Source organism: Pseudomonas sp. SMV7 (assembly GCF_052041995.1).
Taxonomy (GTDB): domain Bacteria; phylum Pseudomonadota; class Gammaproteobacteria; order Pseudomonadales; family Pseudomonadaceae; genus Aquipseudomonas.
This window is the reverse complement of sequence record NZ_JBKGGT010000017.1, coordinates 115627-124754: the sequence shown is the minus strand read 5'-3', so window position 1 is coordinate 124754 and position 9128 is coordinate 115627. Positions and strand designations below refer to the sequence as shown.

The window sequence follows — 9128 nt, the reverse complement described above, 5'->3', positions numbered from 1 at the left end:
TGCGCGCTTAGAAGCAAAAGCAAAAGCAAGAGCAAGAGCAAGAACCAGAGCAAAAACAACAGTCCAGGTACCATCGTGACTGCTCTGGGACGAACCACCCGTGCATGGCGCGGTCTTCATGAGCGAAGCGATAGCTTCATACCTTCGCAGGTGGGTTTGCCCCCGCGCTTGTGTCATCATGCTCCGACCGCCGGTGAGTCTTTCTAAAGCCTTTTATGAACAAACCATACGCATTGCTGCTTGCCTTCGCCCTGCTCCAGGGCTGCCAGAGCCTGGCCCCACAAAAGGCCGAGCCTCCCACTGCCGAGGCCGCCAAGCGCGAGGCGGAGAAGCCCGTGGTGTATGGCTCGTTCAAACAGGAAACGCTCTATAGCCTGCTGGTGGCGGAACTGGCCGGGCAGCGCAACCGCTTCGACATCGCCCTGGCCAATTACGCCGACCAGGCCGAGAAGACCCAGGACCCGGGCGTCTCCGAACGCGCCTATCGGATTGCCGAATACCTCGGCGCCGACGAGCCGGCCCTGGACAGCGCACTGATCTGGGCCAGGAACGACCCGCAGAACCTCGACGCCCAACGTGCCGCCGCCATCCAGCTGGCCCGTGCCGGCCGCTATGACGACTCCATGAATTATATGGAGAAGGTGCTGCAAGGCCAGGGCGACACCCACTTCGACTTCCTCGCCCTGTCCGCCGCCGAAACCGACCAGAGCACCCGCGACGGCCTGATGCACAGCTTCGACCGCCTGCTGGTCAAATACCCGGACAACAGCCAGCTGGTGTTCGGCAAGGCGTTGCTGCTGAACCAGGACGGCAAGGCCCAGGAAGCCCTCGACCTGCTCGAAGCGCACCCGGCGCAGAACGGCGAAATCGCCCCGATCCTGTTGCGCGCCCGCCTGCTCCAGGCCCTGGACCGCGGCCCGGAAGCGCTGCCTCTGCTGCGCGGGGCGATCCGCGACAACCCGGATGACAAACGCCTGCGCCTGACCTACGCCCGCACCCTGGTCGAACAGGACCGCATCGCCGATGCCAAGGGCGAATTCCTCAGCCTGGTCCAGCAATACCCCGACGACGACGAACTGCGCTATTCGCTGGCCCTGGTATGCCTGGAAAACAAAGACTGGGATGAAGCCGAAGGCTACCTGCAGGAGCTGATCGAGCGCGACAGCAATGTCGACGCCGCGCACCTGAACCTGGGCCGCATCCGCGAGGAACGCCACGACCCCGCCGGCGCCCTGCGTGAATACGCCCTGGTCGGCCCCGGCCCCGACTACCTGCCGGCGCAGCTGCGCCAGGCTGACATCCTGGTTGCCAACGGCCGCGGCAGCGAAGCCTCGCGCCTGCTCGCCGAGGCCCGCGAGGCGCAGCCGGACTACGCCATCCAGCTGTACCTGATCGAGTCGGAAAGCTACAGCAACAACAACAAGGACGCCCAGGCCAGCCAGGTCCTGCAACAGGCCATCCAGCGCTACCCGGACGACCTCAACCTGTTGTATACCCGCGCCATGCTGGCGGAAAAGCGTGACGACCTGCCGCAGATGGAAAAGGATCTGCGCGCGATCATCGCCCGCGAACCGGAAAATGCCATGGCTCTGAACGCCCTGGGTTATACCCTGGCCGACCGCACCACCCGCTACAGCGAAGCCAAGGCGCTGATCGACAAGGCCCACCAGCTGACCCCGGACGACCCGGCAATACTCGACAGCCTGGGCTGGGTCAATTACCGCCTGGGCAACCTCGACGAGGCCGAGTCGTACCTGCGCCGGGCCTTCGCCAGCTTCCCCGACCACGAAGTGGCCGCCCACCTGGGCGAAGTGCTGTGGGCCAACGGCAAGCGCCGCGAAGCCCGCCAGGTCTGGGCCAAGGGCTTCGACGCCCAGGCCGACAGCCCCATCCTGCGCAAGACCCTCCTGCGCCTGACCGGATCCGAGACCCTTTAACGCCATGTTCCTTCGCCATTGCATTACCTTCACCCTGATCGCCCTGCTGGCCGGCTGTGCCGGCTTCGGTAGCCGCGAGGCCCTGGAGGGCCACGGCAACCCGCAGCAGTGGCGTACCCATAAAGAGCAGTTGAGCAGCCTCGATGGCTGGCAGATCAACGGCAAGGTCGGCATCCGCGCCCCGCGTGATTCCGGCAGCGGCACGCTGTTCTGGCTACAACGCCAGGACTACTACGACATTCGCCTGGCCGGCCCGCTGGGCCGTGGCGCCGCACGCCTGACCGGCCGCCCCGGTGGCGTGGTGCTGGAAGTGGCCAACCAGGGCCGCTACGAGGCCAGCAGCCCCGAGGCCCTGCTGGAAGAGCAGCTCGGCTGGCAACTGCCGGTGTCGCACCTGGTCTGGTGGGTCCGCGGCCTGCCCGCCCCCGACAGCAAGAGCAAACTGACCCTGGACGGCGACAGCCGCCTGGCCAGCCTCGACCAGGATGGCTGGCAGGTGCAGTACCTGAGCTACACCGAACAGAACGGCTACTGGCTGCCCGAACGCCTGAAGCTGCACGGCAAGGACCTCGACGTTACCCTGGTGGTCAAGGACTGGCAGCCGCGCCAGCTGGGGCACTGATTCATGCACACGCTCACCCTGCCCGCCCCGGCCAAGCTCAACCTGTGGCTGCATATCATCGGCCGCCGCGCTGACGGCTATCACGAGCTGGAAACCGTGTTCCAGTTTCTCGACCACGGCGACGAGCTGCGTTTCGCCGTGCGAGACGACGGCGTGATCCGCCTGCACACCGAGATCGAGGCGGTACCGCACGACAGCAACCTGATCGTGCGCGCCGCGCGCATGCTGCAGGCGCAATCCGGCACAACGCTGGGCGCCGACATCTGGCTGACCAAGGTACTGCCCATGGGGGGCGGCATCGGTGGTGGCAGCTCGGATGCCGCCACCACCCTGCTGGCCCTCGCCCACCTGTGGCAACTGGACTGGGACGAAGACCGCCTGGCCAGCCTGGGCCTGAGCCTGGGTGCCGATGTACCGGTGTTCGTGCGCGGCCATGCCGCCTTCGCCCAGGGCGTGGGCGAACAACTGACCCCGGTCGACCCGAGCGAGCCCTGGTATGTCGTGCTGGTGCCGCAAGTGTCTGTCAGCACAGCAGAAATTTTTTCACATCCGCAGTTGACACGTGATTCACTGCCCCTTAAGATGCGCCCCGTTCCCGAGGGAAACAGTCGAAATGACTGCCAACCGGTGGTAGAGCAGAGTTACCCGGAAGTTCGCAATGCATTGAATTCTCTGGGCAAATTCACTGAAGCTCGGCTAACCGGAACTGGAAGTTGTGTGTTTGGGGCCTTCCCAAGCAAAGCCGAAGCTGATAAAGTTCTGGCCCTTCTTTCAGCGACCCAAACAGGGTTTGTGGCGAAAGGAAGCAATATTTCGATGTTGCATCGCAAGCTGCAAAGTCTGATCAAGAAGTCGAGCGCATAAGCGTTCGCAGCAACAGATACAGGGGCGTCGCCAAGCGGTAAGGCAGCAGGTTTTGATCCTGCCATGCGTTGGTTCGAATCCAGCCGCCCCTGCCATTTTCCTTATACTCATCCAGGTTACCCTCAGCCTCCAGGTACTGCGCGTGTCCAAGATGATGGTCTTTACGGGGAATGCCAACCCCGATCTGGCTCGGCGTGTAGTACGTCAGCTGCATATCCCTCTCGGTGACGTCTCTGTCGGTAAATTCTCCGACGGCGAGATCAGCACTGAGATCAATGAAAACGTTCGTGGTAAAGACGTCTTCATTATTCAGCCGACCTGTGCCCCGACCAACGATAACCTGATGGAACTGGTAGTGATGGCCGACGCCTTCCGCCGCTCCTCAGCATCCCGAATCACCGCCGTGATTCCTTACTTCGGATACGCCCGCCAGGACCGCCGTCCGCGTTCGGCACGTGTAGCCATCAGCGCCAAAGTCGTCGCTGACATGCTCACTGTCGTCGGTATCGACCGTGTACTCACCGTCGACCTGCACGCTGACCAGATCCAGGGTTTCTTCGATATCCCGGTCGACAACATCTACGGCTCGCCCGTACTGGTCGACGATATCGAGGACCAGCGTTTTGAGAACCTGATGATCGTCTCCCCGGACATCGGTGGTGTCGTGCGCGCACGTGCCGTCGCCAAGTCCCTGGGTGTCGACCTGGGTATCATCGACAAGCGCCGCGAGAAGGCTAACCACTCCGAGGTCATGCACATCATCGGCGACGTCGAAGGGCGCACCTGCATCCTGGTAGACGACATGGTCGACACCGCCGGCACCCTGTGCCACGCGGCCAAGGCCCTGAAAGAACACGGCGCTGCCAAGGTTTACGCCTACTGCACGCACCCTGTCCTGTCGGGCCGCGCGATCGAGAACATCGAGAAGTCGGTACTGGACGAGCTGGTGGTGACCAACACCGTTCCGCTGTCCGCCGCTGCTCAAGCCTGTGACCGTATCCGCCAGCTGGATATCGCACCGGTTGTGGCTGAAGCGGTACGCCGCATCAGCAACGAAGAATCGATCAGCGCGATGTTCCGCTAAGCGGAACACACGCTGACGAAAAGCGCCCCGCCCCAACACTGGTTGTTGGGGCGGGGCTTTTTTGCCATCCCCGTTGGCGCTGGTCGCAAACGCCCTCGGGGGGCTATTTTGGAGAAACAAAATGACCGAATTCACCCTGAACGCCCAAGCGCGTACTGACCTGGGGAAAGGTGCGAGCCGCCGCCTGCGTCACTCCGCGAACATCCCAGCCGTTGTCTACGGTGGTAACCAGGACGCTCAGTCCCTGACCATCCTGGCCAAGGAAATCACCAAGCTGTTCGAAAACGAGGCTGCCTTCAGCCACGTTCTGGAACTGAACGTCGACGGCGCCAAGCAGAACGTCGTGGTCAAGGCCCTGCAGCGTCACCCGGCCAAAGGCTTCATCATGCACGCCGACTTCGTTCGCGTCGTTGCTGGCCAGAAACTGACCGCCAAGGTACCGGTTCACTTCATCAACGAAGAAGCCCCGGTCAAGAAAGGCGGCGAGATCTCCCACGTAGAAGCCGAGATCGAAGTTTCCTGCGAAGCCAAGGACCTGCCTGAGTTCATCGAAGTCGACCTGGCCAACGCTGAAATCGGCACCATCATCCACCTGTCGGACCTGAAGGCTCCGAAAGGCGTAGAGTTCGTCGCTCTGGCCCACGGTGATGACAAAGCTGTTGCCAACGTTCACGCTCCACGCGTTGCTCCAGAAGCAGAAGGCGCTGCCGAGTAATCCACTCGCGCGCCGGCGTTGATCGGGTTACAGTGCCGCGCGCACTGTAACCCACCAACTCCAAGGAAGAGCCCCTGACGTGACCGCCATCCAGTTGATCGTCGGCCTGGGTAACCCCGGCCCCGAATACGAACAGACCCGGCATAACGCAGGGGCTCTTTTCGTTGAACGCATTGCCAGCGCCCAGCGCGTCTCGTTGACCGCTGACCGCAAGTATTTCGGCCTGACGGCTAAGTTCAGCCATCAGGGCAACGACGTTCGCTTGCTCATCCCCACCACCTACATGAACCGCAGCGGCCAGGCCGTGGCGGCCTTGGCCAATTTCTTCCGCATCAAGCCGGAAGCGATCCTGGTGGCGCATGACGAACTCGACCTGCCTCCGGGCGTCGCCAAGCTCAAGCGCGGCGGTGGCCATGGTGGGCACAACGGCCTGCGCGACATCATCGCGCAGCTCGGCAACCAGAACGACTTCCACCGCCTGCGGCTCGGCATCGGCCACCCGGGTGACGCCAAACTGGTCTCCAACTTCGTCCTGGGCCGCGCGCCGCGCGCCGAGCAGGAGAAGCTCGACGCCAGCATCGATTTTGCCCTCGGCGTGCTGCCGGACGTGCTTGCCGGCGACTTCGCCAAGGCGATGCGCGAGCTGCACAGCCAGAAGGCCTGATTTCCTTTAGAGAGGGGAATACCCATGGGTTTCAATTGCGGCATCGTCGGCCTGCCCAACGTCGGCAAGTCCACCCTGTTCAACGCCCTGACCAAGTCTGGCATCGCGGCGGAGAACTTCCCTTTCTGCACCATCGAGCCAAACAGCGGCATCGTGCCGATGCCCGATGCGCGCCTGAATGCGCTGGCTGAAATCGTCAAGCCCAACCGCATCCTGCCAACCACCATGGAATTCGTCGACATCGCCGGCCTGGTGGCCGGTGCGTCGAAGGGCGAAGGCCTGGGCAACAAGTTCCTCGCCAACATCCGCGAGACCGACGCCATTGCTCACGTGGTGCGCTGCTTCGAAGACGAGAACGTGATCCACGTTTCCAACAGCGTCGACCCCAAGCGTGACATCGAGATCATCGACCTCGAGCTGATCTTCGCCGACCTCGACAGCTGCGAGAAGCAGCTGCAGAAGGTTGCCCGCAATGCCAAGGGCGGCGACAAGGACGCCCTGGCGCAGAAGGCCATCCTCGAGCAACTGATCCCGCACTTCACCGAAGGCAAGCCAGCGCGCAGCCTGATGAAGAACATGAGCGCCGAAGACAAGGCGGTCATTCGCGGCTTCCACCTGCTGACCAGCAAGCCGGTGATGTACATCGCCAACGTGGCTGAAGACGGCTTCGAGAACAACCCGCACCTGGACGTGGTCAAGGCCATCGCCGAGGAAGAAGGCGCGGTCGTGGTGCCGGTATGCAACAAGATCGAAGCGGAAATCGCCGAGCTGGAAGACGGTGAAGAGAAGGACATGTTCCTCGAGGCCCTGGGCCTGGAAGAGCCTGGCCTGAACCGTGTGATCCGCGCCGGTTACGAACTGCTGAACCTGCAGACCTACTTCACTGCCGGCGTGCAGGAAGTACGCGCCTGGACCGTGCGCGTCGGTGCCACCGCACCGCAGGCGGCCGGGGTTATCCACACCGACTTCGAAAAAGGCTTCATCCGCGCTGAAGTGGTGGCCTATGACGACTTCATCCAGTTCAAGGGTGAAAGCGGTGCCAAGGAAGCCGGTAAATGGCGCCTGGAAGGCAAGGACTACATCGTCAAGGACGGTGATGTGATGCACTTCCGCTTCAACGTCTAAGCGGCAGTTTGCAGTACTGACAAACCCCTTGAGGCCCATGCTTTCAAGGGGTTTTGTTTTGTGCGGCGCACTAGCGTTCCACAGCCTCTGGCATCAGTGCCAGGTGATCTCCCCCGCCTCCCGGGCAGCTACCAGCGCAGCCAACGCCTTCGCCATTTGCATGTTATGCACACGGTTGACCAGCAAGCCGATACCCGGCTCGCCTGCATTGCCACAAATGTACTCGTCGAGGGTGTCTTCAATCCCACGTAGCAACTGAATGGCAAGAACAATGCCTCGGGTGAGGGTATGTCTTTGACGAGACTTGTGCTTATCTGAGTAGCCTGTAACCGTGTTCGCAAGCGCTATCGTCAGCGCTGCCCGCCATGCGGCGAGTCAACTCCAGGAGGAACCATGAAAGAACACCAGTACGAGGTCCAGGTGACCTGGACCGGCAACGATGGCAATGGCACATCCAACTACACCGCTTACGCCCGCGACTTCAGTGTCGAAGCCCCGGGCAAGGCGACTCTGGAAGGTTCGGCCGACCCGGCTTTTCGCGGTAACCCCGTGCGCTGGAACCCGGAAGACCTGCTGGTGGCCTCGCTGTCAGCGTGCCACAAGCTCTGGTACCTGCACTTGTGCGCGGTAAATGGCGTGAACGTGCTGGCCTATGTCGACCAGCCCCTGGGACGCATGGTGGAAGGCGACGCTCAGGGCAAAGGCCGCTTCACCCATGTGCTGCTGCGCCCGCAGGTGACCATCAGCGCCGGCTCGAACCGTGAGGTTGCCTTGCGTTTGCATGAGGAGGCGCACCATGAGTGCTTCATTGCCAATTCGGTGAATTTCCCGGTCGAGTGCGAGGCGCTGGTGACGCTGGCTTAGAGGCCCGGGGCTAACGCTCCCTTTGCAGGCATGGCTTGGTGTCGCGATGGCACGTAGATTCAAAAATCGCTGGTCAGAGCCATTGCGCCAAGCAGCAAACAAATGCTCGCCACGGTGGTCAGCTGCAATCGCATCGGCAGGTACCAGCCTGGCACGACCTGCTGCAACTTCCGATCTTGCCAATAATGTAGGGCAAAGCCGCCAAGCAACAGCAGGCAACCCAGGGAAACAGGCAGCAACGTGCTGACCCAACCGAGCAAAGCCGGCACGACGCTCCACATGAGCCGTTTGCGACGCTGCTCGGCGGGTAGCTCCGGCAGGGCCATCGCGAAGCCCCAGTGCAAGGCGCCGACGAAACTCAAAATGACGGCCCCATAGTTCACCAGCATCATCGCCCACACTGATCGGTACCCGGGAGAAAAGACCACCAGCAGCATCAAGCCAACAAACGGCAGCAAGCCGCCATAACCGAGGAGGGCAAAGCGCCTTGGCAAAAACGTGCCAGACCTGCTCATCGGAACGCCTGTCATTTGTTTCGGCCAATCAATTGAAGAAACTCCTGGCGCGTCGTCGCCGAGTCGCGGAACACACCCAGCATCACGGATGAAACCATCACCGAGTTCTGCTTTTCGACACCTCTCATCATCATGCACATATGCTTTGCTTCGATGACCACCGCGACCCCTGCCGCATCGGTGATGTCTTGTATGGCACAGGCAATTTGCCGGGTGAGGTTTTCCTGAATCTGCAGGCGTCGGGCGAAGACATCGACCACGCGCGCGACCTTGGACAACCCCAGCACCCTGCCTGTGGGCAGGTAGGCAACATGAGCCTTGCCAATGAAGGGCAGCATGTGGTGCTCGCACAGTGAATAGAGCTCGATATCGCGCACGACGATCATCTCGTCGTTCTGGGATTCGAACAGCGCACCGTTGATGACCTCTTCGATATTCAGCCTGTAGCCGTTGCACAAGTACTGCATGGCCTTGGCCGCGCGCTGAGGCGTGTCCAACAGCCCTTCTCGCTGCGGGTCTTCACCTATTTCGAGGAGAATTTCGCGATAGTACTCAGCTAACGACTGGGACATTTGGACTCCTCACCGCTGCGGCGCTGACCGCAAAAATTGTACAAGATTGAATTTATGTACAGGTTTTGTACAATCTAGCCGAAAGCCAGCAAGATGCAATGCCTGCTCCGACTTCAGGCACAAAATGTCGCCAGTGGCGTTTACTGGCCTGGAGGCAGCAGCGAGC

General features: G+C 61.6%; 11 protein-coding genes and 1 tRNA gene. 9 read left to right on the top strand and 3 right to left on the bottom strand.

The window, feature by feature from the left end; translation table 11 throughout:
* Nucleotides 1–180, bottom strand: a 180-nt coding sequence (locus ACLEJP_RS19835) for a hypothetical protein (protein ID WP_440809081.1), incomplete at its 3' end; no start/stop codon positions are given.
* A 35-nt stretch (nt 181–215) separates the two neighbouring features.
* On the opposite strand from ACLEJP_RS19835, the gene ACLEJP_RS19830 reads away from it, so the two are divergent.
* The 9 genes from ACLEJP_RS19830 (at nt 216) to ACLEJP_RS19790 (ending at nt 7875) form a co-directional block, all read left to right on the top strand.
* Nucleotides 216–1937 carry a tetratricopeptide repeat protein gene (locus tag ACLEJP_RS19830; protein ID WP_440809079.1) on the top strand — a complete coding sequence of 574 codons (1722 nt, stop codon included), beginning with the start codon at nt 216–218 and terminating at the stop codon, nt 1935–1937.
* A gap of 4 nt (nt 1938–1941) precedes the next feature.
* The gene (gene lolB, locus ACLEJP_RS19825) at nt 1942–2559 is read left to right on the top strand and encodes a lipoprotein insertase outer membrane protein LolB (RefSeq protein ID WP_440809077.1); all 618 of its coding nucleotides are present in this window, start codon (nt 1942–1944) and stop codon (nt 2557–2559) included.
* Nucleotides 2560–2562: 3 nt separating this feature from the next.
* Nucleotides 2563–3423, top strand: a complete 861-nt coding sequence (gene ispE, locus ACLEJP_RS19820; RefSeq protein ID WP_440809075.1) for a 4-(cytidine 5'-diphospho)-2-C-methyl-D-erythritol kinase — start codon at nt 2563–2565, stop codon at nt 3421–3423.
* A 20-nt stretch (nt 3424–3443) separates the two neighbouring features.
* Nucleotides 3444–3518 (top strand) — tRNA-Gln (locus ACLEJP_RS19815).
* A gap of 47 nt (nt 3519–3565) precedes the next feature.
* Nucleotides 3566–4507 carry a ribose-phosphate pyrophosphokinase gene (locus ACLEJP_RS19810; RefSeq protein ID WP_003247410.1) on the top strand — a complete coding sequence of 314 codons (942 nt, stop codon included), beginning with the start codon at nt 3566–3568 and terminating at the stop codon, nt 4505–4507.
* Between the two features lie 121 nt (nt 4508–4628).
* Nucleotides 4629–5222, top strand: a complete 594-nt coding sequence (locus ACLEJP_RS19805; RefSeq protein ID WP_013970896.1) for a 50S ribosomal protein L25/general stress protein Ctc — start codon at nt 4629–4631, stop codon at nt 5220–5222.
* Between the two features lie 79 nt (nt 5223–5301).
* On the top strand, nt 5302–5886 hold the full coding sequence (gene pth / locus ACLEJP_RS19800; RefSeq protein ID WP_051095896.1) for an aminoacyl-tRNA hydrolase: 585 nt from the start codon (nt 5302–5304) through the stop codon (nt 5884–5886).
* 24 nt (nt 5887–5910) lie between these two features.
* On the top strand, nt 5911–7011 hold the full coding sequence (gene ychF / locus ACLEJP_RS19795; protein WP_170028247.1) for a redox-regulated ATPase YchF: 1101 nt from the start codon (nt 5911–5913) through the stop codon (nt 7009–7011).
* Nucleotides 7012–7404: 393 nt separating this feature from the next.
* Nucleotides 7405–7875 carry an OsmC family protein gene (locus ACLEJP_RS19790; protein WP_440809072.1) on the top strand — a complete coding sequence of 157 codons (471 nt, stop codon included), beginning with the start codon at nt 7405–7407 and terminating at the stop codon, nt 7873–7875.
* A gap of 59 nt (nt 7876–7934) precedes the next feature.
* Here the strand turns inward: ACLEJP_RS19790 and ACLEJP_RS19785 are convergent, their stop codons facing one another.
* Nucleotides 7935–8390, bottom strand: a complete 456-nt coding sequence (locus ACLEJP_RS19785) for a DUF3429 domain-containing protein (RefSeq protein WP_440809070.1) — start codon at nt 8388–8390, stop codon at nt 7935–7937.
* Nucleotides 8391–8401: 11 nt separating this feature from the next.
* Nucleotides 8402–8962 (bottom strand): GTP cyclohydrolase I FolE, encoded by a 561-nt coding sequence (gene folE, locus ACLEJP_RS19780; RefSeq protein ID WP_440809067.1) that lies wholly within the window; start codon nt 8960–8962, stop codon nt 8402–8404.
* Between the last annotated feature and the right edge of the window lie 166 nt (nt 8963–9128).